At 72.6% G+C, this 23,319-nt stretch carries 21 protein-coding genes; 13 read left to right on the plus strand and 8 right to left on the minus strand.

Going from position 1 to position 23,319, the window contains the following annotated elements; all coding sequences use genetic code 11:
• Positions 1-479 precede the first annotated feature (479 nt).
• From TU30_RS23525 to TU30_RS23555, 7 genes are all read left to right on the plus strand, one after another.
• Positions 480-1,706, plus strand: coding sequence for an SUKH-4 family immunity protein (locus TU30_RS23525; protein ID WP_042173264.1), 1,227 nt, complete (start codon positions 480-482; stop codon positions 1,704-1,706).
• A 131-nt stretch (positions 1,707-1,837) separates the two neighbouring features.
• The gene (locus TU30_RS23530; protein WP_042173266.1) at positions 1,838-3,367 is read left to right on the plus strand and encodes an MFS transporter; all 1,530 of its coding nucleotides are present in this window, start codon (positions 1,838-1,840) and stop codon (positions 3,365-3,367) included.
• Positions 3,368-3,408: 41 nt separating this feature from the next.
• Positions 3,409-3,609, plus strand: coding sequence for a hypothetical protein (locus tag TU30_RS23535; RefSeq protein ID WP_042173268.1), 201 nt, complete (start codon positions 3,409-3,411; stop codon positions 3,607-3,609).
• Positions 3,606-4,016: a type II toxin-antitoxin system death-on-curing family toxin gene (locus TU30_RS23540; RefSeq protein WP_042173270.1), complete on the plus strand. Its 411-nt coding sequence runs from the start codon at positions 3,606-3,608 to the stop codon at positions 4,014-4,016. Before TU30_RS23535 ends, TU30_RS23540 begins: the two co-directional genes overlap by 4 nt.
• A 175-nt stretch (positions 4,017-4,191) precedes the next feature.
• Positions 4,192-5,982 carry a DEAD/DEAH box helicase gene (locus TU30_RS23545; protein ID WP_042173272.1) on the plus strand — a complete coding sequence of 597 codons (1,791 nt, stop codon included), beginning with the start codon at positions 4,192-4,194 and terminating at the stop codon, positions 5,980-5,982.
• Between the two features lie 285 nt (positions 5,983-6,267).
• Positions 6,268-6,909 (plus strand): IclR family transcriptional regulator, encoded by a 642-nt coding sequence (locus tag TU30_RS23550; RefSeq protein ID WP_042173273.1) that lies wholly within the window; start codon positions 6,268-6,270, stop codon positions 6,907-6,909.
• A 78-nt stretch (positions 6,910-6,987) separates the two neighbouring features.
• Positions 6,988-7,767 (plus strand): S16 family serine protease, encoded by a 780-nt coding sequence (locus tag TU30_RS23555; RefSeq protein ID WP_042173275.1) that lies wholly within the window; start codon positions 6,988-6,990, stop codon positions 7,765-7,767.
• A gap of 24 nt (positions 7,768-7,791) precedes the next feature.
• On the opposite strand, the gene TU30_RS23560 is transcribed toward TU30_RS23555, so the two are convergent.
• The 5 genes from TU30_RS23560 to TU30_RS23580 are packed head-to-tail and all read right to left on the minus strand — an operon-like array spanning position 7,792 to position 12,156.
• Entirely contained in the window at positions 7,792-8,775 is a 984-nt protein-coding gene (locus TU30_RS23560) for a glycine betaine ABC transporter substrate-binding protein (RefSeq protein ID WP_042173277.1), read from the minus strand.
• Positions 8,772-9,686, minus strand: coding sequence for an ABC transporter permease (locus tag TU30_RS23565; protein ID WP_042173279.1), 915 nt, complete (start codon positions 9,684-9,686; stop codon positions 8,772-8,774). Before TU30_RS23565 ends, TU30_RS23560 begins: the two co-directional genes overlap by 4 nt.
• Positions 9,683-10,981: an ABC transporter ATP-binding protein gene (locus TU30_RS23570; RefSeq protein ID WP_042173282.1), complete on the minus strand. Its 1,299-nt coding sequence runs from the start codon at positions 10,979-10,981 to the stop codon at positions 9,683-9,685. The genes TU30_RS23565 and TU30_RS23570 overlap by 4 nt, the downstream gene beginning before the upstream one ends.
• Positions 10,974-11,621, minus strand: a complete 648-nt coding sequence (locus TU30_RS23575; RefSeq protein ID WP_042173284.1) for an ABC transporter permease — start codon at positions 11,619-11,621, stop codon at positions 10,974-10,976. Before TU30_RS23575 ends, TU30_RS23570 begins: the two co-directional genes overlap by 8 nt.
• A gap of 34 nt (positions 11,622-11,655) precedes the next feature.
• Entirely contained in the window at positions 11,656-12,156 is a 501-nt protein-coding gene (locus TU30_RS23580) for an Lrp/AsnC family transcriptional regulator (RefSeq protein WP_042173287.1), read from the minus strand.
• A 147-nt stretch (positions 12,157-12,303) separates the two neighbouring features.
• On the opposite strand from TU30_RS23580, the gene hppD reads away from it, so the two are divergent.
• Positions 12,304-13,452: a 4-hydroxyphenylpyruvate dioxygenase gene (hppD, locus tag TU30_RS23585; RefSeq protein WP_042173289.1), complete on the plus strand. Its 1,149-nt coding sequence runs from the start codon at positions 12,304-12,306 to the stop codon at positions 13,450-13,452.
• Positions 13,453-13,536: 84 nt separating this feature from the next.
• Here hppD and TU30_RS23590 read toward each other — a convergent pair whose 3' ends face one another.
• A complete protein-coding gene (locus TU30_RS23590) occupies positions 13,537-14,994 on the minus strand; it encodes a lipopolysaccharide assembly protein LapB (RefSeq protein ID WP_078878467.1) in 1,458 nt (485 codons plus the stop codon).
• 116 nt (positions 14,995-15,110) lie between these two features.
• Between TU30_RS23590 and TU30_RS23595 the strand changes: the two genes are divergently transcribed.
• Positions 15,111-16,526, plus strand: a complete 1,416-nt coding sequence (locus tag TU30_RS23595) for an FAD-binding oxidoreductase (RefSeq protein ID WP_042173293.1) — start codon at positions 15,111-15,113, stop codon at positions 16,524-16,526.
• A gap of 135 nt (positions 16,527-16,661) precedes the next feature.
• Here TU30_RS23595 and TU30_RS23600 read toward each other — a convergent pair whose 3' ends face one another.
• The gene (locus tag TU30_RS23600) at positions 16,662-17,072 is read right to left on the minus strand and encodes an SsgA family sporulation/cell division regulator (RefSeq protein ID WP_042173296.1); all 411 of its coding nucleotides are present in this window, start codon (positions 17,070-17,072) and stop codon (positions 16,662-16,664) included.
• A gap of 227 nt (positions 17,073-17,299) precedes the next feature.
• Here TU30_RS23600 and TU30_RS23605 point away from each other — a divergent pair, with 227 nt between their 5' ends.
• Positions 17,300-18,856: an RDD family protein gene (locus TU30_RS23605; protein ID WP_042173298.1), complete on the plus strand. Its 1,557-nt coding sequence runs from the start codon at positions 17,300-17,302 to the stop codon at positions 18,854-18,856.
• Positions 18,857-19,011: 155 nt separating this feature from the next.
• Positions 19,012-19,647: an RDD family protein gene (locus tag TU30_RS23610; protein ID WP_042173299.1), complete on the plus strand. Its 636-nt coding sequence runs from the start codon at positions 19,012-19,014 to the stop codon at positions 19,645-19,647.
• Positions 19,648-19,698: 51 nt separating this feature from the next.
• Here the strand turns inward: TU30_RS23610 and TU30_RS23615 are convergent, their stop codons facing one another.
• Positions 19,699-20,004 carry a hypothetical protein gene (locus TU30_RS23615; protein ID WP_042173301.1) on the minus strand — a complete coding sequence of 102 codons (306 nt, stop codon included), beginning with the start codon at positions 20,002-20,004 and terminating at the stop codon, positions 19,699-19,701.
• A 379-nt stretch (positions 20,005-20,383) separates the two neighbouring features.
• Between TU30_RS23615 and TU30_RS23620 the strand changes: the two genes are divergently transcribed.
• Positions 20,384-22,750 (plus strand): immune inhibitor A domain-containing protein, encoded by a 2,367-nt coding sequence (locus TU30_RS23620; RefSeq protein ID WP_078878462.1) that lies wholly within the window; start codon positions 20,384-20,386, stop codon positions 22,748-22,750.
• A gap of 124 nt (positions 22,751-22,874) precedes the next feature.
• Positions 22,875-23,267, plus strand: coding sequence for a hypothetical protein (locus TU30_RS23625; RefSeq protein WP_042173304.1), 393 nt, complete (start codon positions 22,875-22,877; stop codon positions 23,265-23,267).
• Positions 23,268-23,319 lie beyond the last annotated feature (52 nt).

Below are 23,319 nucleotides of genomic sequence, written 5' to 3' on the forward strand. Positions count from 1 at the left end.
TGATTGACGCCCGACGGCGACACCCGGTGGCGGGCGTCCGCCGCGGTCCGCGCGGCCACCGGCCGCCCGGTCGACCGTCTGTCGGTCCGCCCGCAGGCGGCGGTGGTGACCGGCTGGTCAGGTCCGACGGCCGGCGTCCGGCGACTGAGGCCCGACGGCGACGCCCGGTGACCGGTGCCCGGCGTCCGGGGCCGGTGTCATGGTGGGAGGACGTTCACGCCGATTTCCGCGCACACGCAACGCGTGGGGGTGTTCGGGCGTCTTGTGGGGCGAGGGTGCCCGCATCCGTGTTCCGGCCGGGGCGCCCGTCCGCTTCCGGTCCGGGGGCGTTGTCAGTGGTGGCACGTAGCGTTCCGAGTGGTGGGGGACGGCTGCCGGGTGCGGAGGGCCGGGGGCCCGTCCCGTCCGGGCGGGGCGGTGCCGTCCGAAGCGGTGAAGCACGGGACACGGGACTGAGCGCACGTATGCACGGGGGAGCCATGAGCACGACCGACACCGTGGCCGCGGATGCCATGCACGCCACGCACGCCACGGCCACTGCGGGAGCGATCGTCCTGACCGAGGACGACCTCGACCCGTTCATCACGCACGCGTCCACGCGCCGCTGGCTGACCGGCCCCGGACTGCCCTGCGACAGCGGCCTGTTCAGCTTCACGCAGCTGTGCGCCGACGGCGGCCCGCGCACGGTCGCCGACTCGACCGGTGACCCGGGCGAGCGACTCTCCGCGGAGTTGCGGGACCAGCTGGTCGTCGGCCACCTGCTCGGTCCCGCAGGTCTGGAGACGGAGTCGGTCCTGCTGGACGGTGCCACCGGCGAGGTCTCGACGACGTACTTCTTCCACGACCGCCCCGACCTGATGGACCGTCGCCCGCTCGCCCCGTCGCTGCCGACCCTGGTGCGGTTCGCCGCGGCGACGGACGAACTGGCGGGACTGCGCGGCCAGTTCGCCGCCTACGCGGGCCGCTGGGGCACCGAGGCGGTGGCCCGGGCCTCGCGGCAGCTGCTCGCGGTGTTCGAGGAGGGCGCGGACGGCGCGCCGGCGTCGCTGTGGCGGATGGCCGCGCTGATCCGCCCGCTGGCCCTGGTGGCCGGACCGGGCACGGCCTCGGGGCTCGCCCTCGACCTTCCGGTCCGCCTGCTCGACCGGGAGTTCGGCCGACGGGGCGTGGGCCGCTTCGAGGAGGTCGACTTCCCCGCGACGCTGACGCACGAGCCGACCCGCCGCTTCCTGTGCGAGACGGGCCTGCCCGAGGACGGCTTCCTGTTCCGGCTGGACACCGATCTGCCGTTGCGGACCCTCGCCGAGTACTACGACGAGGACAGCGACGACGCCCCCGGCGCGTTCCGGGCCGACCGCCTGCCCGCCCATGCCGACCGGCTGATCCGCCTCGGCCGTCTGGTCGAGGGCCACAGCCTGGTCGTCGACGGCGCCACCGGCGCGGTCCTGGACTGGAGTGAGCCGGACTCGGCCCTGTACCCGCTGAACACGGACGTCTCGACCCTCGCCTTCACCCTCTGGCTGCTGCACCGCGAGCACGCCGTCGACGAGGAGTCGGGCCACGCGCTGACCAGCGAGGCGTACGACCAGCTGGCCATGACGATGATCCAGGTCCTGTCCGCCGTCGACCCGACGGGCACCACGACCGACGCCGACTGGCACTACTGGACGGAGCTGTTCCAGGACAAGGCGGGCGGGGTGCTCTGAGAGCGCGCTCCGGGAACACCCCGCCCGTACCGGGGGCCGGGACGAGTGGCCGGGGAGTAGGACCAAGGTCCCGGTGCCGGTCCGACCCCCGACAGGCGTCAAAGTGATCTGTGGCCCTTACTCTGACGCCCATGGCCGCCCCGAACCCGCGCGACACCACTGTCGCCAAGACCTCCGACGTCCCACCCGGGCCCACCACCCCGCCCGAAGCCACCGCCCCGCCCGGACCCGCCACCCCGCCCGCCCTCGCCGTCGTCCCCGGCGGTGAGGGCGGCGAGGGTGTGCTGAGCGGCCCCTACCGGGCGCTGAGCATCGGCATCGTCTCCGTGGTGCTGCTGATCGCCTTCGAGGCGACGGCGGTGGGCACGGCCATGCCGGTCGCGGCGCGCGAACTGGACGGGGTGTCGCTGTACGCGTTCGCGTTCTCGGCGTACTTCACCACCAGCCTGTTCGCGATGGTCCTCGCCGGCCAGTGGTCGGACCGGAGCGGACCGCTCGCACCGCTGACCACGGGCATCGCCGCCTTCGCCGCCGGACTCCTGCTGGGCGGGACGGCGGGCGCGATGTGGCCGTTCATCCTGGGCCGGGCCGTGCAGGGCCTCGGCGGCGGCATGGTGATCGTCGCGCTGTACGTCGTCGTGAGCCGGGCCTATCCGCAGCGGCTGCGTCCGGCGATCATGGCCGCGTTCGCGGCGAGCTGGGTGGTGCCCTCGATCGTGGGCCCCCTCGCCTCCGGAGCGGTGACCGAACACCTCGGCTGGCGGTGGGTGTTCCTCGGCATCCCGGTCCTCGTCGCGCTCCCCCTCGCCCTCGCCCTCCCGCAGATACGCCGCCTGGCGTCCGGCCCGACGGGTGACGGCACCGGCGCACCGGCCTCCTCCGGCGGCCGCCGCATCCGCCTCGCCCTCGCGATCTCCTTCGGCGCCGGGCTGCTCCAGTACGCCGCCCAGGACCTGCGCTGGCTCTCCCTGCTGCCCGGCGCGGCGGGTGTCGCCCTGCTGGTGCCCGCGGTGCTGGGCCTGCTCCCGCGCGGCACCCACCGCGCGGCGCGCGGCCTGCCCTCGGTGGTGCTGCTGCGCGGCGTCGCCGCGGGCTCCTTCATCGCCGCCGAGTCCTTCGTCCCGCTGATGCTGGTCACCCAGCGCGGCCTCAGCCCCACCCTCGCCGGGCTCTCCCTGGCGGCGGGCGGCGTCACCTGGGCGCTGGGCTCCTGGCTCCAGTCCCGGCCCCGCCTCCAGCCCCACCGGGAGCGGCTGACGACCCTGGGGATGGCCCTGGTGGCCGGCGCCATCGCGGCGGCCCCGAGCGTGCTGATCGAGGCGGTCCCCGTCTGGGCCCTGGCCGTCGCCTGGGCGTTCGGCTGCCTCGGGATGGGCCTGGTGATCTCCTCCACCAGCGTGCTCCTGCTCCAGCTCTCCGCCCCCGAGGAGGCGGGCACCAACTCGGCCGCCCTCCAGATGTCCGACGGCCTCTCCAACGTCCTCCTGCTGGCCGTCGGCGGCGCCGCCTTCGCCGCCCTCGGCGGCGGCACGGTCACCCACGGGGCCACCCAGGCCTCCGGCTCCCACCCGGCCGCCTTCGCCGCGGTGTTCCTGCCGATGGCGGCGGTGGCCCTGGCGGGGGTGTGGGTGGCGACGCGGCTGCGGGAGCGAGAGCCGTAAACCGGTCGCATCGGGATGATCACGAACAGTAGTCTGCGGCCATGTCCGATTTCTTCCTTCAGCTCGACCCCGCACGCCTGCACGCGCTCCAGGATCTCGCCGACGCGCAGGGCCGCACGCCCGAAGCCGTGGTCGAGGAGGCCGTGTGCGGGCACCTGCGTGACGAGCGCCTGACGGTGCGCGCCGTCGGCGAGCGCCTCGCGCGCGAGCACGCCGACCTGCTGCGGAGGCTGGGCGAGTGACCACGCACCGGAAGTCGGCCGCTCCGCGGGGAGCGGCGAGGCACCTCACCGTCGACGAGGTCACCGTCCTCGCGGAGGTCGCCTTCGGCGGCCGTCCGCCCGAGACACGGGAGCCCGGACTGCTGGCCTCGGCCGTGCACCGCCCCCGCGCCCGGATGTTCGGTACGGCCGCTTACCCGGGCCTGTACGAACAGGCAGCCGCCCTCCTCCACGCCGTCGCCACCAACCACCCCCTCGTCGACGGGAACAAGCGCACCGCCTGGCTGGCCGCCGCGACCTTCCTCGCCCTCAACGGCGTCGATCTCGCCGCCGTCGATCAGGACACGGCGTATGCGCTGGTCATCGAGGTGGCCTCAGGGGTGGAGACGGACGTGGGAAGTATCGCGGAGCGGTTGCGGAGGCTGTGACGTCGGTCCCACCCCCGAGTGCCCCAGCCCGGTCCGGGCGTTGTCCGGACCGGGGCGCGGATAGGGTGGCCCGGTTGCCGTACGCCGACTGCCGGGTGTGGCCGGCTGCCTCGTGCGGCCGGGTGCCCGGTGCGGCCGAGCTGCCCGAACCCGCCCCCGTCCCCCAGCGGAGACCGTGACTACCACCGCCGCTTCTGCCTCGCACCACCTGTCCCCGGCCTTCCCCGGCCGTGCCCCCTGGGGCACCGCCGGGAAGCTGCGCGCCTGGCAGCAGGGGGCGATGGAGAGGTACCTACAGACGCAGCCCCGCGACTTCCTGGCGGTCGCCACCCCCGGCGCCGGCAAGACGACCTTCGCGCTGACGCTGGCCTCCTGGCTGCTGCACCACCACGTCGTGCAGCAGGTGACCGTCGTCGCGCCCACCGAGCACCTGAAGAAGCAGTGGGCCGAGGCCGCCGCGCGGATCGGGATCAAGCTGGACCCCGAGTACAGCGCCGGCCCGGTCGGCAAGGACTACGACGGCGTCGCCGTCACCTACGCCGGTGTCGGCGTGCGTCCCATGCTGCACCGCAACCGCGCCGAGCAGCGCAAGACCCTCGTCATCCTCGACGAGATCCACCACGCCGGTGACAGCAAGTCCTGGGGCGAGGCCTGCCTGGAGGCGTTCGAGCCGGCCACCCGCAGGCTCGCGCTCACCGGTACGCCCTTCCGGTCCGACACCAACCCCATCCCGTTCGTGACGTACGAGGAGGGCGACGACGGCATCCGCCGGTCGGCCGCCGACTACACCTACGGGTACGGTTCCGCGCTCGCCGACGGCGTCGTGCGTCCCGTCATCTTCCTCTCCTACAGCGGCAACATGCGCTGGCGCACCAAGGCCGGCGACGAGGTCGCGGCCCGTCTCGGCGAGCCCATGACCAAGGACGCGATCAGCCAGGCCTGGCGCACCGCCCTCGACCCGCGCGGCGAGTGGATGCCGTCCGTGCTGCGCGCCGCGGACCAGCGGCTGACCGAGGTCAGGAAGTCCGTCCCGGACGCCGGTGCCCTCGTCATCGCCGCCGACCAGGACTCCGCCCGCTCCTACGCCAAGCTGATCCGCGAGATCACCGGCAGCAAGGCCACCGTCGTCCTGTCCGACGACACCGGCGCCTCGAAGCGGATCGACGACTTCAGCGGCAGCGACGACCGGTGGATGGTCGCCGTCCGCATGGTGTCCGAGGGCGTCGACGTACCGCGCCTCGCCGTGGGCGTGTACGCGACCACCATCTCCACCCCGCTGTTCTTCGCCCAGGCCGTCGGCCGTTTCGTCCGGTCGCGGCGGCGCGGCGAGACCGCCTCCGTGTTCCTGCCGACCGTCCCGGACCTGCTGGGCTTCGCGAACGAGATGGAGCGCGAGCGCGACCACGTCCTGGACAAGCCGAAGAAGGAGGGCGAGGAGGACCCGTACGCCGAGTCCGAGAAGGAGATGGACGAGGCGAACCGGGAGCAGGACGAGGACACCGGCGAGGAGATGCTGCCCTTCGAGGCGCTGGAGTCCGACGCCGTCTTCGACCGGGTCACCTACAACGGCGCCGACTTCGGCATGCAGGCCCACCCCGGCAGCGAGGAGGAGCAGGACTACCTGGGCATCCCCGGGCTCCTCGAACCCGACCAGGTGGAACTGCTGCTGCAGAAGCGGCAGGCCCGGCAGATCGCGCACAGCCGCAAGAAGCCGGACACCGAGGCCGACCTGATCGAACTGCCCGCCGAGCGGCGCCCCGTGGTCTCCCACAAGGAGATGATGGAACTGCGCCGCCAGCTCAACAACATGGTCGGCGCCTACGTCCACCAGAGCGGCAAACCGCACGGCGTCATCCACACCGAGCTGCGCCGCGTCTGCGGCGGACCGCCCGCCGCCGAGGCCACGCCGGGGCAGCTGCGCCAGCGGATCGCCAAGGTGCAGGAGTGGGCGACCCGCATGCGGTGAGTTCCCTTCACCCTCCGCGCATAGCGGGACGAAAGGTGCCACTTCGTGATCGTCGGTGCCCGGATTCTGGACGCGGCCTTCCGCTGACCGAACCGGCTCGCTACTGTCCCGCTACGCACACGCCCCGTGGCAGCGCCGCCGCGGAGCGCAGCCGTGAAGCGACTGCGCCCGGGACACAGCCGGGCCGCCGGCCGATCGGCGGCCTCTGAAGCGCGTCACCGACGGGACTCGGTGACGCATACGCCGTGAGAGGGCCGCCGACCTGACCACGAAGGAGTGGGCGTCGTGACCGCGGAGACCTCCCAGACGCTCGACCGGGGACTGCGGGTCCTCAAGCTGCTGGCCGACACGGACCACGGTCTGACCGTCACCGAGCTGTCCCACAGACTGGGCGTGAACCGGACCGTTGTGTACCGGTTGCTCGCCACACTGGAACAGCACGCGCTGATCCGCCGTGACCTCGGCGGACGGGCCCGGGTCGGGCTCGGCGTGCTGCGGCTGGGCCGCCAGGTGCATCCGCTCGTACGCGAGGCCGCGATGCCGGCCCTGCGGTCGCTGGCGGAGGACATCGGCGCGACCGCGCACCTGACCCTGGTGGACGGGGCCGAAGCGCTGGCCGTCGCCGTGGTGGAACCGTCGTGGACGGACTACCACGTGGCCTACCGGGCCGGGTTCCGGCATCCGCTGGAGCGGGGTGCCGCCGGCAAGGCGATCATCTCGGCCCGCCTGCAACGGCCCCACGACCCCGGATACACCCTCACCCACGGAGAACTGGAGGCCGGCGCCTGCGGAGCGGCGGCGCCGCTGCTCGGGGTCACCGGCGTCGAGGGCAGCGTCGGTGTGGTGATGCTGGCCGACGTGGTCCCCGAACGGGTCGGCCAGCGGGTCATGGACGCGGCCCGCGAGGTCGCGGACGCACTGCGCTGACACCCGGGCGGAGGCCTGGTGCGGGGGCCCGGGGCGGGCGGCCGGGGCGGGCGCGGGGCGCCACGTTAGATTGATCCCGTGCTCTCTCGCCTCACGCGCCCCCGGGCCCTCGCCGTCTGCGCCGTTCCCGTCGTCGCCCTGCTGGCCACGGCGGTGTTCGCGCCGCTGCCGTTCTCGGTGGCACAGCCGGGGCTGACGGCCGACGTGCTCGGCGAGGACCGGGGCACGCCGGTCATCACCATCTCCGGCGCGCCGACCCGCGGGACCACCGGTCAGCTGCGGATGACGACGATCGAGGCGACCTCCCCCGACACCCGGGTGAGCCTCCCGGACGTCCTCGACGCCTGGTTCGGCACCGACCGGGCCGTCATGCCCCGCGACTCGGTCTACCCCAGCGGGAACGACGTCGAGGAGATCGAGCAGTACAACGAGGACCAGATGCGCAAGTCCCAGGACGAGGCGACCCTGGCCGCGCTGGACTACCTGGACCTGGACGGCGAGGACGTCGAGGTCGACCTGGAGCTCGCCGACGTCGGCGGCCCCAGCGCCGGTCTGCTCTTCTCCCTCGGCATCGTCGACAAGCTGAACGGCGGCGACCTCACCGGCGGCCGGACCATCGCCGGTACGGGCACGATCGACGCCGGGGGCAGGGTCGGCGCCGTGGGCGGCGTGCCGCTGAAGACACAGGCCGCCCGGCGGGACGGCGCCACCGTCTTCCTGGTGCCCGAGGCCGAGTGCGCCGACGCGCAGGCCGAACTCCCCGACGGCCTGCGCCTGATCCCGGTCACCACCCTCGAGGCCACCGTCGACGCCCTCGTCGCCCTGGAGAAGGACGCGGGCGGGGTCCCGAGCTGCTGACGCGGCCCGCCTGCCCGGCCGGGCCTACCCCTCCTCGACGAACCCCTCGTCCAGCATCCAGTCCAGCGCCACCTGGTGGGGGTCCTCGCCGTCCACGTCCACCCTGGCGTTCAGGGTCCGCGCCACCTCGTTGTCCAGCCTCGCCGTGACCGGGTCGAGGACCTCGGGGATCGCCGGCCACTCCTCCAGGGTGTCGGTGTTGACCGTCGGCGCCGCGTTGTAGTGGGGGAAGAACCTCCTGTCGTCCTCCATCACCTCCAGGTCCATGGACTTGATCCGTCCGTCGGTGGTGAAGACCTCGCCGTACGTACAGGTGCCCTCGGCCGTCTGGGTGTAGATGATCCCGGTGTCCATCTGGGTGACGTTCCCCGCGGCGATGTTCATGCCGTACGCCTTCTCCATGCCCGGCAGCCCGTCCGCCCGGTTGGCGAACTCGCCCTCCACGCACAGGGTCACCGCCGCCGGATCGGACGTCGCCAGCGCGGCCACGTCCGACAGCGTCCGCGTGCCGTACTTCCTGAAGCCGGCCTGGTTCACGGCCAGGGCGTAGGTGTTGTTCAGCTCCGACGGCTCCAGCCAGGTCACCCCGTTCCTCCGGTCGGCCTCGCGCACCGCCTCCCACTGCTCGCGCGGGTCGGGGAGGGGCCTGCTGTTGCCCTGGTAGGTGATCCACGCCGTGCCGGTGTACTCGTACCCGGCGTCCGCGTCCCCGTTCACGACCGCCTCCCGGGAGCCGACCGAGCCCTGGATGCCGGTGCGGTCGACGACCTCGGCGCCGGCCGCCTGGAAGGCGATGCCCATGATCGCGCCCAGGATCAGCTGCTCGGTGAACTCCTTCGACGTGACGGTGAGGGTCGCGCCCTCGAGCGGTTTCCCCCGCCCGATCGAGCCCGGCTCCACGTCGTCGACCATGGGGGAGCCGCTGGTCAGCCCGCAGGAGGAGACCCCCGCCAGCAGCACACCGGCCAGCAGCACACCGGCGAGCAGCGGACACCCGCGCCGCCTCATCCGCCGGCCTCCAGCCCCCGCGGCCGCAGCAGCAGTTCGGCCAGCGAGGCCAGCCAGTCCACCAGCAGGGCCAGGGAGACGGTGAGGACCGAGCCCAGCATCAGCACCGGCATCCGCTGGCTGGTGATCCCGGTGGTGATCAGGACGCCCAGACCGCCGCCCCCGCCGAAGGCCGCCAGGGTGGCGGTGCCGACGTTCAGGACGAGGGCCGTACGCACCCCGGCGAGGATCAGCGGGACGGCCAGGGGCAGTTCCACACGGGTCAGCACGCCCAGCGGGGACATGCCGATGCCGCGCGCCGCCTCCAGCAGCGTCGGGTCGTTGGCCCGCAGACCCGCGATGGTGTTGGAGAGCACCGGCAGCACGGCGTAGGCGATGATCCCGATGAGGGCGGCACGGCGGCCGATGCCCAGCCAGATCACCAGCAGCGCGAGCAGACCGATCGCGGGCGTCGCCTGGCCCGTGTTGGCGAACGCCATCACGGCCGGGGCCGCCCTGCGCAGCGCCGGCCGGGTCAGCAGGATGCCCAGCGGGATCGCGATGACCAGCACGAAGAACGTCGAGATCACGGTCAGTTCGATGTGCTGCCCAAGCGCCTTGGTCACCCGCCCGCCGGAGAGCGCGTTCCGGGACAGCGCGTCCAGGTCGGCCTGCGTGAACCACAGCCAGGTCGCGCACAGGACGACGACCAGCACCACGGGCAGGACCGTCAGCTTCTGCCACGTCACCCGGGAGGCGTCCGCCGCCGCGGACCCGGCCGGACGTCCCGTCGTCCCGTCCCCGCCGCCGTCCCCGTCCCGGCCCTCGTCCGCGTCCTGGTTCCCGGTCCCGTCCCGGAAGGAGAGTCCCGCGGCCTCGTGCCCGCCCGGGGGCCGGCGCCCGCCGGGCGGCCGCCGTGAAGAGGCGCTCACGCGTCCGCCTCCCCGCCGGCGCCCTCCTGCTCGGCGTGCGTCCTCACGGCCCGCCGCCCCTCCAGTTCGTGCTGGGCCTCCATCGCCTCCAGCCGGTCGGCCTCCAGCAGTTCGTGGACGGAGTTCATCAGCGTCTCCACGTCGACGACGCCCTCGTACGCGCCGCGCCCGCCGGTGACCGCCACCCGGCCGGAGCTGTCGGTCAGCACCGCCTCCAGCGCGTCCCGCAGGGTCGCGTCCCGGGTCACCGTGTCGTGCACCAGGGTGCCCGCGCGGGCCAGCGAGCCCTTGGCCCGCATCAGGTCGCCGCGCCGGAGCCACTTGTAGGGGCGCCGCCGCCGGTCGAGCAGCAGGATCTCGTTGGAGCCGCTGGAGCGGAGCAGGTTGAAGATCTCCTGGAGCGGGTCGTCGACGGTCACCGTCGGGTAGTCGGTGATCTCCACGTCCCCCACGCGGGTGAGGTTCAGCCGCTTCAGCGCGGCCCCGGCGCCGACGAAGCCGGACACGAAGTCGTCCGCCGGGTTGGTCAGGATCGCCTCCGGGGTGTCGAACTGGGCGATGTGCGAGCGTTCCCGCAGCACCGCGATCCGGTCGCCCAGCTTGATCGCCTCGTCGAAGTCGTGGGTGACGAAGACGATCGTCTTGTGCAACTCGTGCTGCAGCCGGATCAGCTCGTCCTGGAGATGGTCGCGGGTGATGGGGTCCACCGCCCCGAACGGCTCGTCCATCAGCAGTACCGGCGGATCCGCCGCCAGCGCCCGCGCCACGCCCACCCGCTGCTGCTGCCCGCCGGAGAGGCGGCGCGGATAGCGGTCGTGGAACTCGCCCGGGTCCAGGCCGACCAGGTCCAGCATCTCCTCCACCCGCGCCCGCACCCGGGCCGCCGGCCAGCGCAGCATCCTCGGCACCAGCGCGATGTTCTGGGCCACCGTCATGTGCGGGAACAGCCCGCTGGACTGGATCGCGTACCCGACCTTGCGGCGCAGTCTCACCGGGTCCATGTCGGTGACGTCCTCGCCGCCGATGCGGATGCGGCCGCCGCTCGGCTCGATCAGCCGGTTGATCATCTTCAGCGTGGTCGACTTCCCGCAGCCGGACGGGCCGACGAGGACGACGGTCTCGCCCGCCCGGATCTCCAGGGTGACGTTGTCGACGGCCGGCTGCGGGCTGCCCGGATACCGCTTGGTGAGGGCCTCCAGCTCGATGGTCGCGCCGGTGGTTCCGGTGGGTTCGCCGGCCCCGCCGCCGGGTGCCCCGGGTGCGCCGGGCGCCCTCGGAGCCGGTGGCTCAGGCACGGATCCCCCTGGAGATGGTCAGCCGCCCGATCAGGACGTACCCGGCGTCGAACAGCAGCGCGAGGATGATGATCAGGAGGGTGCCCGCGAGCACCTGGTTGAGCGCGTTGCTGCTGCCCAGCGAGGCGATCCCGCGGAAGATCAGGTTGCCCAGACCGGGACCGGAGGCGTACGCGGCGATGGCGGCGATGCCCATCAGCATCTGCGTGGAGACCCGGATGCCGGTGAGGATCGGCGGCCAGGCCAGCGGCAGCTCCACCCGCGCCAGCCGGGCCGTGCGGGACATGCCGATGCCGGTGGCCGCGTCCACCAGCGCGGGGTCGACCCCGCGCAGCCCGACGATCGCGTTCCGCACGATCGGCAGCAGCCCGTACAGCGTCAGCGCGATCACCGTCGGCGCCACCCCGAGCCCCACGACCGGGATCAGCAGACCGATCATCGCCAGCGACGGGATGGTCAGCAGGGTCGAGGTGGCGGTCGTGGCCAGGTTGCCCGCCCAGTCGCTGCGGTACGTCGCCACCCCGATCAGCACCCCGATCACGGTCGCCGCCACCATGCACTGGAAGACCACGCTCGCGTGCTGGTACGTGTCGACGAGCAGCTGCTGGTGGCGGTTGCCCAGGTACTCCCAGAAGTCCACGTCCCCTCACCCCAGCTCGGCCGTGCCCGTCCGGTCAGTCCGGTCCGTCCGGGTCCCCGCCCGGCGGTTCGAGGAGGGCGGCCTGCTCCACCAGCGGGATGATCCGCAGCGGAACGGGGTTCTCCATCACGATCGCCGTGGCGGCCCGGACGATGCCATCAAAACCGACGACACGGTCGATCACCCGCTGGAGATCGGCGTTGGAGCGGGCCACGAGCCGGCACAGCATGTCCCCGCTGCCGGTCGTGGTGTGCAGTTCCAGGACCTCCGGCACGGTCGCCAAGTGCACCCGGACATCGGCTCCTTGGCCCTGCCGGATCTCCAGTGTCGCGAACGCCGTGACCGGGTAGCCGAGGGCCGCCGGATCCACCTGGGGACCGAATCCGCGGATGACTCCGTTCGACTGAAGCCGGTCCAGCCGCGCCTGCACCGTCCCCCGCGCCACCCCGAGCCGCCGGGACATCTCCAGCACCCCGATCCGCGGCTCCCGCGCGAGGAGCAGGATGATCCGGCCGTCCAGCCGATCGATCGCCACGCCGGCCTCCCCTCCTGGTCGCCGGCTCGCCCGGTCGCCTGGTCATCCTGTACGGACAGTCCGCCGATCCCGGCATCCCACTGGACAGAATGCCCAGTGAAGACGCGAACTATTGCGCACCTTGCAGAGCTGTCCCACCCTGCACCTATGACGCAGACCACACACCACACTCCCGACACGACCGCCCGGCAGGCCGATCCCTTCCCGGTCAAGGGAATGGACGCGGTCGTCTTCGCCGTGGGCAACGCCAAGCAGGCGGCGCACTACTACTCCACCGCCTTCGGCATGACGCTGGTCGCCTACTCCGGACCGGAGAACGGCAGCCGCGAGACCGCGAGCTACGTCCTGGAGAGCGGCTCCGCCCGCTTCGTGTTCACCTCGGTGATCAAACCGTCCACCGAGTGGGGCACCTTCCTCGCCGACCACGTGGCCGCGCACGGCGACGGCGTCGTCGACCTCGCCATCGAGGTCCCGGACGCGCGCGCCGCGTTCGCCTACGCCGTCGAGCACGGCGCCCGCCCGCTCGCCGAGCCGTACGAGCTGAAGGACGAGCACGGCACCGTCGTCCTCGCCGCGATCGCCACCTACGGCAGCACCCGGCACACCCTCGTCGAGCGCACCGGCTACGACGGCCCCTACCAGCCCGGCTTCGTCGCCGCCGAGCCGATCGTCGAACCGCCCGCCCGGCGCTCCTTCCAGGCCGTCGACCACTGCGTCGGCAACGTCGAACTCGGCCGGATGAACGAGTGGGTCGCGTTCTACAACAAGGTCATGGGCTTCACGAACATGAAGGAGTTCGTGGGCGACGACATCGCCACCGAGTACAGCGCGCTCATGTCGAAGGTGGTCGCCGACGGCACGCTCAAGGTCAAGTTCCCGATCAACGAGCCCGCCGTCGCCAAAAAGAAGTCCCAGATCGACGAGTACCTGGAGTTCTACGGCGGCGCCGGCGTCCAGCACATCGCGCTCAACACCAACGACATCGTGCACACGGTCCGCCAGATGCGTGCGGCCGGTGTGCGGTTCCTGGACACCCCGGACTCGTACTACGACACCCTCGGCGAGTGGGCCGGCGACACCCGGGTGCCGCTCGACACCCTGCGCGAGCTGAAGATCCTCGCCGACCGGGACGAGGACGGCTACCTGCTGCAGATCTTCACCAAGCCGGTCCAGGACCGGCCGACCGTGTTCTTCGAGATCATCGAGCGACACGGCTCCATGGGCTTCGGCAAGGGCAACTTCAAGGCCCTCTTCGAGGCCATCGAGCGGGAGCAGGAACGCCGCGGCAACCTGTGACCGGGTGACCGGGTGACCGGTAACGGGGGGCGGGGGCCGGACACAGGCGAGTATCACTCCGTGTCCGGCCCCCGCCGGTTCTCCTCACGACCAGTCCGGCGGCCCGTCCCCGACCGGTGGCTCGCCCAGCCGTTCCAGTGCCGCCCGCGCCTCGGGCACCCGGAGCGGGGAGAAATACGGGTTGATGCTCAGGGCCTCCCGCAGATGCCGCCGCGCGGCCCCGTACCGCTCCAGCTCGCGCTCGATCATGCCCCGGTGGAAGGCGTGCAGTGCGCTGCGCACCCCGCCGCCGTGCGCCCCCTCCGTGGCCCGCACCGCGAACTCCAGCGCCTCCTCGGACCGCCCCGACCGGTGCAGCGCCCAGCCCAGCGCGTCGGCCACCGCCGTCGACGGCTGCCGCTCCCACTCCGTCCGCAGCAGCCGCACCGCGGCCCGGGGATCCCCGTGGTCCGCCTCGAACCGGCCGAGGACCAGGTTCCCGTCCGCCCCGTGCGCGGCGGCCTTCCGCACCTGTGAGCGCAGCAGGTCGTAGGGGGCCCGGGCGGCCTGCCGCAGCCCCAGGGACTCGTACAGCTCGCCCAGTTCCAGCGCGTACTCCGGCAGCGGCTGCCGGGCCAGTGCCTCCCGGTAGGCGCTCAGCGCCTCCGCCTTCCGGCCGAGCGCGGCCAGCGCCCTGCCCTGTCCCGCCTGCGCCGCCCGCTGGTCCGGATCGACCCGCACCGCCTCCCGGAAGTACCGCAGGGCGTCCTCCCGGTCGCCGCGCTCCCAGGCCAGCTGCCCGGCCCGCTCCAGGTACGACGCCCGCTCGGCCGGTTCCCCCGCCGCCGCGACGGCGTCGGCGAGCTGGGCCGCCGCGTCCTCCCGCCAGCCCTTGTCCCGGTACACGGCCGCCGCCCGCGCCATCACGACCGGGCCCGACCGCAACGCCTTCAGCCGGTCCAGCATCCTGCCCGCCGCCTCGCCGTCGCCGAGCCCGGCGTACGCCTCGATCAGCGGGGGATACGTCGTCCACCGCTTCGGCTCCAGCTTCAGCGCCCGCTCGCCCCATTCGAGGGCGGTGGGATGGTCACCGCGCGCGTTCGCCAGCACCGCCAGCCCGCGCAGCGCCTCGGCGTTGCCCCGCGGCCTGACCTTCAGCGAGGTGCGCAGCGCCCGCTCGGCCCGCGAGTACCGCGCGGGGTCCGCCAGCCGCCGGCCCTGCTCCACCCGGGCCGCCCCGAGCAGCGCCCAGGACCGCGCGTCCTTCGGACGCTCCTTCAGCAGCCGTTCCCGCTCCTCGACCAGCACCTCCAGATCGGGCAGCGACGCCGGCACCCCGCCGGCCACCGCCGCCTGCGCCCGCGCCCCGGGGGCCGGCCCGGGCGGCCCCTCCGCCCGCTGCCCCCACGGCAGCAGCACCAGCACCCCGCCGAGCACGGCACACCCGGCGGCCGCCGAACCGAACCGCACCCGGCGCCCGTGCCCCACCCGCCCGCGGGTCCCGTCCCCGCCCCCGGTCCCCCGCAGTCTTCCGCCCCCGGCCCTCTGTGGCTTGTCGTCCATGGCGCCCACTGTGCGTCATACCATCCGCCGATACGACGAACCACACCCCGGCCCACCACGCCGTACGTCCGGGTGACGTACGTGGGGTTCACACCGATGGCCCCGGCTGTCACGCTGTGATCGTGAGCCGTATCGAAGCGCGACGCGATGAAGACGCGGTGGCGGCCGGCCCTCTCGTCGACCGGCTGCTCGACGGACTGCCCCCCGAGGCGGTCCTCACCGACCCCGACGTCACGGCCTCCTACGCCAACGACATGGCGAGCTTCTGCCCGGCCGGCACCCCGGCGGTGGTCGTCCTGCCCCGCACGGTCGAACAGGTGCAGCACGTCCTGCGCACCGCCACCGCCCTGCGCGTCCCCGTGGTCCCGCAGGGCGCCCGCACCGGCCTGTCCGGCGCCGCCAACGCGACCGACGGATGCATCGTGCTCTCCCTGACCAGGATGGACGCCATCCTGGAGATCAACCCCGTCGACCGGGTCGCCGTCGTCGAACCCGGCGTCGTCAACGCCACCCTCTCCCGCGCCGTCGGCGAACACGGCCTCTGCTACCCGCCCGACCCCTCCAGCTGGGAGACGTGCACCATCGGGGGCAACATCGGCACCGCCTCCGGCGGACTGTGCTGCGTGAAGTACGGCGTCACCGCCGAGTACGTGCTCGGCCTCGACGTGGTCCTCGCCGACGGCCGCCTGATGTCCACCGGCCGCCGCACCGCCAAGGGCGTCGCCGGATACGACCTGACCCGTCTGTTCGTCGGCTCCGAGGGCTCCCTCGGCGTCGTCGTGCGCGCGACCCTCGCCCTGCGGCCCCGGCCGCCCGAGCAGCTGGTGCTGGCCGCCGAGTTCGCCTCCGGCGCCGCCGCCTGCGACGCCGTGTGCCGCATCATGACCGGCGGACACGTCCCCTCACTCCTCGAGCTCATGGACCGTACGACGGTCAAGGCCGTCAACGACATGGCCCGGATGGGACTGCCGGAGAGCACCGAGGCCCTGCTGCTCGCCGCGTTCGACACCGCCGACCCCGCCGCCGACCTCGCTGCCCTCGGCGCGCTGTGCGAAGCGGCCGGCGCCACCCGGGTCGTACCGGCCGAGGACGCCGCCGAGTCCGAACTGCTGCTCCACGCCCGGCGCCTGTCCCTGGTCGCCCTGGAGGCGGTCAAGGGCACCACGATGATCGACGACGTGTGCGTGCCCCGCTCCCGGCTCGGCGAACTCGTCGACGGTGTCGAGCGGATCTCCGAGAAGTACCGGCTCACCATCGGCGTCGTCGCCCACGCGGGGGACGGCAACACCCACCCGACCGTCTGCTTCGACGTCCGGGACCCCGACGAGTCGCGCCGCGCCCGTGAGTCCTTCGACGAGATCATGGCACTCGGCCTGGAACTCGGCGGCACCATCACCGGCGAACACGGTGTCGGCTTCCTGAAGAAGGAATGGCTGGCCCGCGAGATCGGCCCCGTGGGCATGGAGATGCAGCGGGCCGTCAAACAGGTCTTCGACCCGCTGAACCTCCTGAACCCGGGCAAGCTCTTCTGACCCGCTGACCCGCTGACCCGCTGACCCGCTGACCCGCTGACCCGCTGACCCGCTGACCCGCTGACCCGCTGACCCGCTGACCCGCTGACCCGCTGACCCGCCCGTCCCCCCCGTCCCCCCCTGTACTCCGCACCGTCACGGGGCGAGCAGCGCGGCCAGCTCGTCGTCGAGACCGAGCTGCTCGCCCTCGCTGCCCGGCGGCACCACCCGCAGCGTCTGCTCCAGCCACGAGGACACCTGTGCCGCCGGTGCCTCCAGCAGGCCGTCCCCCTCGGGCGAGCTCAGCGCCACCAGGACGACGCCGCGCCCCTGCGCCTTCGACGGCCACACCCGCACGTCGCCGTGCCCGCAGGGCCGGAACACGCCCTCGACCAGCAGTTCGCGGGCGAACGCCCAGTGCACCGGCTGCCCGGAGTCGATGTGGAAGGTGAGGTGCACGGCGTAGGGGTCGTCGGTGCGGTAGCCGAACAGGGCCGGCACCGGGATGTCCCGCTCCGGGGACAGGATGAGCCGCAGTTCCACTTCGCGCTCCACCACGATGTTCATGGCACAGGTCCTCTCTCTCGTGAACTCTCGTACGCGTGCCCGTGAGGGGCCGCCACAGGTGGAGAGGTGGAAGGACCGGGAGCGTTACGCGGGTGCGCGAAAGTTTTTTCGTGGTAGCACATCGGTGCCCGAAAGGGGTGGGTCCGGCCGGACGGGCCCAGATGCCCGCGCCCGTCTGATAAATGTGGTTCCCCGACCCACCCGCGAGCAGATACGGGACGACGGACATGAGCGCCCCAACCCCGGCCCCCGGCGACGACACGCCGCGCGAAGGCTTCTACCCGGACCCGTCCATTCCCGGATACGTCCGGTACTGGAACGGTGCCTCCTGGGTACCGGGCACCAGCCGTCCGGCCCCGGAGGGCAGCGGTGCACCGCTCGCACCGTCGGCGTCCGCCGGTGCCGTGTCCCCCGGTTCCGCCCCGGCGGTGCCCACCGTCGAGGAGACCGGCCCGCACTTCTTCGACGAGGACCCGGTCGACGAACCGTCGCCGTCACAGTCAGCAGCGTCTTCTTCCCCTTCGGCTTCCCTCTCCCCGTCTCCGTCCTCTCCCTTCTCCCCGTCCCCCTCGCCGGCCGACTCGCAGCACGGCAGCCGGCCCGAGCCCGCCTCGGCGTGGGGCGCCGACCGCTCCCGCCAGTCCGGCTTCGGTGGTGACCAGGACCGCCGGATCTCCTGGGGCGCGGACCCGAGAACGGCGCACGCGTCCGGCCCGGCGGGCGGCGAGTCCGCGGGCGCGGGTACGGGCACGGGCGGTGCGGATGCCGGGGCGGCGCCCGCGGGCAACACGTTCGTGTTCCGTCCGCCGGCGGCCACGTCGCGGAGCGCGGACGGCGGCTCCGGCGCGGCCTCCGCCACCGCCGCGCCTTCCGACGGTGCGACCGCGGACGAGGGGACCATGACCTTCCGTGCCGTCGGCCCGCGCCGGGGCTCCGGCGCCGCCTCCCTCGGGCGGCCCGGTTTCGGAGCGGGGAAGGCCGCCGCCCGTGCCGCGGGTACCGCCTCCGGGCAGGCGGGCAGCGGGAGCCCGGCCTCGGCACCGGCGTCCGGGCCGCAGCAGGCCTCCCCGGCCCCGGCCGTCCCGTCACAGGCCACCGCACCGGCACCGGTACCCGCGACCGGGCCCGCCCCCACCGCGACCCCCGCTGCCGTCCCCGGGCCCCTGACGAGCGGTCACGGCGGCGGTCAGTCGTCCTGGGCGCAGCAGGCGCACCGGCTCGGGGACGGGGAGGAGCCGCCGGTCGCGCCGTGGAAGCCGCCGGTCGAGGACGTCTTCCAGGCCGCCGCCAGGCGTCAGGCCTCGGCCCGCCCCGCGACGCTCGGCAAGCGGCTGGTCGCGCGGCTGCTGGACACCGTGGTCCTCGGCGGTGTCACCGCCCTGGCCGCCGTACCGCTGGGCATCGCGGCGGCGGACCACATCGACGAGAAGATCGACGCGGCCAGGCTGTCCGGCGAGACCGTCACGGTGTGGCTGCTCGACGGCACCACGTCGGTCTACCTGGGTGTCGTCCTCGCCGTCCTGCTCCTCGGCGGCATCCTCTACGAGGTGCTGCCCACCGCCAAGTGGGGCCGCACCCTGGGGAAGAAGCTGCTGGGTCTCGAGGTGCGGGACATCGAGGGGCACGACGTGCCCGGGTTCGGGGCGGCCCTGCGCCGCTGGCTGGTCTACAGCGTTCCCGGAGTGCTCGTCGTCGGTGTGGTGGGCGTCCTGTGGTGCCTGTTCGACAAGCCGTGGCGGCAGTGCTGGCACGACAAGGCCGCGCACACGTTCGTGGCGGGCTGACCAGGCCGGAACCCCGGGGAAGCACAAGGGGAGTCACGCGGGGAACCACACGGGAACCACCCCTGCGGACCGGCCTCGCCGGTGGCCGCGGCGCCGGTACTCCGGACGGCGGCTCGCCGGATGCGCGGCCGGGGGGTTCGCGGTCGACTCGGGCCATGAGCACCGAACCGCCCCCCGGCTCCGGTCAGCAGCCGCCGGACGACGACCCGTTCAAGAAGCACCCGCCACCCGGCAGCCGGCCCCCGCCGCAGCAGGGCGGCGACCCCTACGGCGGCGGCCCGTACGGGAGCGGGGGCGGCGGTGGCAGCCCGTACGGCCCCGGCCCCGGCGACCCCCTCGCCGGGATGCCGCCGCTCGCCGACAGCGGCAGACGCACCCTCGCCCGCATCATCGACATGATCCTGGTGGGTCTCGTCGTCTGGCTGTTCACCTGGCCGTTCGGCGTGAGCGAGTACAGCATGGCCGGCGCCGAGGTCGACGTGGGCAAGTCCTTCACCCAGTCCCTGGTCGCCGCGGTCCTCTACATCGGCTACGACACCTTCATGACGTCCCGCTCCGGGCAGACCCTCGGCAAGAAGTGGCTGAAGCTGCGGGTGGCCGACCTGTCCAACGGCTCGACGCCCTCCGTACAGACGTCGCTGATCCGCGCCCTCGTGCTGTGGGTGCCCTTCGCGTTCTGCTGTGCCTGCGTGTGGACCGTGATCGCGGGTGGCTGGAGCTTCTTCGACAGGCCCTACAAGCAGGGCCTGCACGACAAGGCCGCCAAGACGGTCGTGGTCAGCACCGGGTGACGTGGGACCGGCCGGCGGGCCTCGGTGAGGGAAGCCCGCGACCGGCCGGTGTCAGGAGGCCGTCCGCTGGCGGACGGCCTGCCGCACGGTCTCCCGGGCCGCCGGCACGGCGGCCGGTGACGGCAGGGCCGCCCGGACCGGCTCCCGCGGCACCGACCGCCGCACCGGGGCGGGGCGGGACTTCGGCTGAGGCACCGTCATGGCCACCAGCAGTCCGAGGGTGAGCGCCGCGACCACGACGAGCGCGATGCCCCCGCCCGAACTCGTCCGCGACAACAGCAGCAGGGCGAAGGCGGAGAAGACCACGGTGCACGAACCGTAGGCGAACTGAGCGACAGTCGGACGGGGCATGGCCATCGTGTCCTCGTGAGTCGGGGGCTGTCGTCCTGGCGTGCCACCGGCTCAATGGTGTGCCGCCAAGCGACTCTCACCGCGAGGGTGCCCGAGCGGAACGCACAGTAAGCGTGACCTGACCCACAGGGTCGGTGCACAGGGGGCGCACGGAGTCATCCCGACGGCGAAACGGGCCTCCCGTGTCCGGCGGCGGACCCTCCGTGTCCGAAAAACGAACCCCGTCTCCGCATAATGCAGTTGAACTGTTCAAGTCAAGGTCTGTTTTTTCTGCTGAACCTTTAGTCAAATGTGGTCACTTGGCTACACGCGTTGATTACGTGTGCGCGGTCATCCGTCACCCGGACCCCACCGTCGCGCGCACGCACGCCAGAGGAGATCTCAAGTGACCAGTAGATCCTGGACGTTCAGAGCGGCCGCGACAGGCGTGGCACTCGCGGCGGTCACCGCCACCTGCTCTGCGTTCACCGTGGCCCAGGCCGACACGGCCGCCGGGGCCGACCGGCCGGCCAGTGTGGACCGGCAGGACCCGGCGGAGCACCACCACGTCGAGCACGACCTCGAGGGCCCGCTCTCCAAGACGCAGGACGCCCAGCGCCAGGAGGCGCTGCAGCAGGTCATATCCGGCGACTCCTCGGTCAAGGACCGGGACGGTTCGAAGGTCGTCGAGCTCAAGGGCAAAGGCAGGAACGGCACCGGCAAGTACGTCGAGCTCGGCCGCGAGAAGACCGACAAGATCTTCACGATCCTGGTCGAGTTCGGCGACGAGACAGACAGCCGCTACGGCGGCACCCCCGGCCCGCTGCACAACCGGATCGCCGAGCCGGACCGCAGCACGGACAACTCCACCGCGTGGCAGGCGGACTACGACCAGAAGCACTTCGAGGACCTGTACTTCGGCACCGGCAAGGGCGTCGAGTCGGTCAAGACGTACTTCGAGAAGCAGTCCTCGGGCCGCTACTCGGTCGAGGGCCAGGTCTCCGACTGGGTCAAGGTCCCCTACAACGAGGCCCGTTACGGCAACAACGCCTGCGGCGCCAGCACCTGCTCGAGCGTGTGGAACGTCGTCAGCGACGGCCTGAACGCCTGGGTCGCCGACCAGAGGGCGGCCGGCGCCACCGACGCCGAGATCAGGACCCAGGTCGCCGAGTTCGACGAGTGGGACCGCTACGACTTCGACGGCGACGGCGACTTCAACGAGTCCGACGGCTACATCGACCACTTCCAGATCGTGCACGCCGGTGAGGACGAGTCCGCCGGCGGCGGGGCCCAGGGCGAGGACGCGATCTGGGCCCACCGCTGGTACGCCTTCGGCAGCGACGCCGGCGCCACCGGCCCCGACCGGAACAAGCTCGGCGGCGCCCCCGTCGGCGACACCGGCATCTGGGTCGGCGACTACACCATCCAGCCGGAGAACGGCGGACTCGGCGTCTACGCCCACGAGTACGGCCACGACCTCGGTCTGCCGGACCACTACGACACCGCCGGCGGCGAGAACTCCACCGGCTTCTGGACCCTGATGTCCTCCGGTTCCTGGCTCGGCCGGGGCGAGGGCGAGATCGGTGACCTGCCCGGCGACATGACCGCCTGGGACAAGCTCCAGCTGGGCTGGCTGGACTACGACACGGCCAAGGCCGCGACGAAGTCCCGGCACAAGCTGGGCTACGCCGAGTACAACACCAAGGACAAGCAGGCCCTCGTGGTCGAGCTGCCCGAGAAGGCGGTCACCACCGAGGTCGTGGTCCCCGCCGAGGGCGAGACGCAGTGGTGGAGCGGCAGCGGTGACGACCTGCGGAACACGCTGACCCGCTCCGTGGACCTCACCGGTGCCTCGAGCGCCGAGCTGACCCTCGACGGCTGGTACGAGATCGAGGCCGAGTACGACTTCCTCTACGCCGAGGCCTCCACCGACGGCGGCGCCAACTGGACCGCCCTGGACGGCACGGTGGACGGGCAGCCGATCTCGCGCGACGGCAGCGACAAGCCGGCCCTGTCCGGCACGGTCGACGGCTACAAGCCGCTGGCGTACCCGCTGGACGCCTACGCCGGCCAGAAGATCGACCTGCGCTTCCGCTACCAGACCGACGGCGGCCTGGCGATGAAGGGCTTCGCGGCCGACCGGATCTCGGTGACCGCGGACGGCACCCCGCTGTTCACGGACAACGCCGAGACCGCGGACGACGCGTGGACGGCGAACGGCTTCTCCCGCATCGGCGCGTCGTTCACCAACGACTACGCGCAGTACTACATCGCCGAGAACCGTCAGTACGTCTCGTACGACACGACCCTCAAGAGCGGCCCGTACAACTTCGGCTTCGCGAACAGCCGCCCGGACTGGGTGGAGCACTTCCCGTACCAGAACGGCCTGTTGATCTGGAAGTGGGACACCTCCCAGGCGGACAACAACACCAGCCAGCACCCGGGCACCGGCCTGGTCCTGCCGGTCGACGCCCACCCGGCCGCGCTGAAGTGGTCCGACGGCACGCTGATGCGCAACCGCATCCAGACGTACGACTCGACCTTCAGCAAGTACCGCACCGACGGCCTCACGCTCCACAAGAACGACGTCGAGACCAGGATCCCCTCGTCGAAGGGGGTGTCGGTCTTCAACGACCGGGCCCACACCTACTACGACGAGACGAACCCGGCCGGTGGCGTCAAGATCACTGACACCAACACGAAGATCAAGATCGTCAAGGAGGCCAGGAGCGGCTCGACGATCCACCTCGAGGTAAGCCCCGCAAGGAGGTAAACCGCCTCTTACCAGGTCAAACCCTGATCGGCGGCAACCCCACTGGCGGGTTGCCGCCGATCCGTGTTTAGGTGCGTCCTGTGACGTCCTTATTGACACCTGGCCCGACGGGGGTATGAATTCCATGGCCGCAGGAGGCTTCAGCAAGCTGCCGAACGGCACCGTGGTGGTGGCACTGAACCTGCCCAGCCCCGCCGCCGGCTCCGCCGGCTCCGTGCGCGTCCTCGTGCACGCGGGCAACAGGGCGCGCGCCCTGACCAGGCTGCGCAACCTGGGCCTGCGGGCCGTCTACCTGAGAGGCAACGCGGCCCCGCCGAGCCCCGACGAGATCACCGCGGTGCTGCACCACCCCGACGGCCTCATATGGCGCACGGCCCCCGACGTCCCGGCCCCCGACGTCCCGGCCCTCGGCAGTACGGTCCTGACGGGCCGGGACCTGCCCGGTCGCGACGACCTGGTGGTCGAGCTGTGGCACCCGATCCGAGCCCTGCTCGGGCGCCCCACGGCGCGCGCCTGACCGGGACCCGCCCTGACCGACGCGCGCCTGGCCGGGCCTGCCCGGGCCGGGG

Origin of the sequence: Streptomyces sp. NBRC 110035 (assembly GCF_000829695.1) — a bacterium.
Taxonomy (GTDB): domain Bacteria; phylum Actinomycetota; class Actinomycetes; order Streptomycetales; family Streptomycetaceae; genus Streptomyces.

Bases quoted from the DNA above. Each gene is read 5' to 3' on its own strand.
- TU30_RS23535 (WP_042173268.1), top strand. From the start codon at position 3,409: ATGTCCGATTTCTTCCTTCAGCTCGACCCCGCACGCCTGCACGCGCTC.
- TU30_RS23625 (WP_042173304.1), top strand. From the start codon at position 22,875: ATGGCCGCAGGAGGCTTCAGCAAGCTGCCGAACGGCACCGTGGTGGTG.
- TU30_RS23615 (WP_042173301.1), bottom strand. From the start codon at position 20,004: ATGGCCATGCCCCGTCCGACTGTCGCTCAGTTCGCCTACGGTTCGTGC.
- TU30_RS23605 (WP_042173298.1), top strand. From the start codon at position 17,300: ATGAGCGCCCCAACCCCGGCCCCCGGCGACGACACGCCGCGCGAAGGC.
- hppD (WP_042173289.1), top strand. From the start codon at position 12,304: ATGACGCAGACCACACACCACACTCCCGACACGACCGCCCGGCAGGCC.
- TU30_RS23600 (WP_042173296.1), bottom strand. From the start codon at position 17,072: ATGAACATCGTGGTGGAGCGCGAAGTGGAACTGCGGCTCATCCTGTCC.
- TU30_RS23560 (WP_042173277.1), bottom strand. From the start codon at position 8,775: ATGAGGCGGCGCGGGTGTCCGCTGCTCGCCGGTGTGCTGCTGGCCGGT.
- TU30_RS23610 (WP_042173299.1), top strand. From the start codon at position 19,012: ATGAGCACCGAACCGCCCCCCGGCTCCGGTCAGCAGCCGCCGGACGAC.
- TU30_RS23525 (WP_042173264.1), top strand. From the start codon at position 480: ATGAGCACGACCGACACCGTGGCCGCGGATGCCATGCACGCCACGCAC.
- TU30_RS23530 (WP_042173266.1), top strand. From the start codon at position 1,838: ATGGCCGCCCCGAACCCGCGCGACACCACTGTCGCCAAGACCTCCGAC.
- TU30_RS23590 (WP_078878467.1), bottom strand. From the start codon at position 14,994: ATGGACGACAAGCCACAGAGGGCCGGGGGCGGAAGACTGCGGGGGACC.